Origin of the sequence: Pseudolactococcus hodotermopsidis, assembly GCF_011170085.1 — a bacterium.
GTDB classification, from domain to species: Bacteria; Bacillota; Bacilli; order Lactobacillales; family Streptococcaceae; genus Pseudolactococcus; species Pseudolactococcus hodotermopsidis.
In genome coordinates, this window is the sequence record NZ_BLLI01000137.1 from 1 (window position 1) to 1034 (window position 1034).

Below are 1034 nucleotides of genomic sequence, written 5' to 3' on the forward strand. Positions count from 1 at the left end.
GAAAATTCAGCCTAAATCATAACTAAATAATATCAAAAATGGAATCTAAAAGCAAATTTTGCTTTAGCAAAACGTAACTCATGTTTAGACTTTTTTTGGGACATTTTCAATTTCGCTTGACAGTGGTGTCAAGTTTTTTTCTTGACAGTCCAGCTATCCTTTCTGGTCTCTCAAATCGTCAACAAAATTTTTAGCTTCTGTCAACCCACAACCAGTCTTGTCACGCACAACTTTTATCGCTTGCACAAGCTTTTTGTTTTCAATCAACTGCAACACGTCTTCTAACTCTTCTTTTGATAACGCCGAATTTTCCTCATAACTCTCCGACTGAATGCGCTGTTCTCTTAGTTGATCCACATAAACCTTGGCGTTGAGCAAATCAATACCAGTTTTATCGCGTAAAAATTTAATGGCTTGCACAGACTTGTCATCCTCTAACAATTGCTTTAATATCGCTTTGTCTGCTTGTGTCAATACAATTGTCTCATCAACATGAACTGAACTAATATCCGATATACTCATGATATTACCAAATTTTGCGGACTCCTCAATTGATAAGACATAATTTTTCGCCTCTGATAAGCCTAAACCTGTCTGATTGCACACAAACTTAATCGCCTTAACAGACTTTCCCGCTACAACCAACCGTCTCACTTCCGCTTTGTCCGCCTCAGATAATGAAGGTTTTGAAGGGTCAAGTTTATTTTTTTCAGGAAATTCAATCTTTTCCAAATGCCCAAACTTAGCCTGTTGTTTTGGCTTTATTTCAAGATTATTTGACGGAAAATCTCCTGCATCATTAGTTTTCTTAAAAAGCAGAACAACTGTTACCCCAATAATGACAATAAAAATGCCGACAGCTAATAAAATAATTTCCAAAATGTTTCTCCTCACATTTAAACAAAACGGCTCTTTGTCAAATCGTGTGTGAAACTCCTTTCCCCTATAAAGCAAGTAACTGATTAGTTGCTTGTTTTTTAATTTATTAAGGTTTTATTCATGAGTAGGATCCGTTTCTTAAAGTTTTTAAACCT

The 1034-nt window shown here is 35.5% G+C and carries 1 protein-coding gene; it reads right to left on the reverse strand.

Annotated features, from left to right (window positions below; all coding sequences use genetic code 11):
- Nucleotides 1–153: 153 nt before the first annotated feature.
- Complete coding sequence (locus Hs30E_RS11015; RefSeq protein WP_172209970.1) at nt 154–879, reverse strand: hypothetical protein; 726 nt, start codon at nt 877–879, stop codon at nt 154–156.
- Nucleotides 880–1034: the final 155 nt, after the last annotated feature.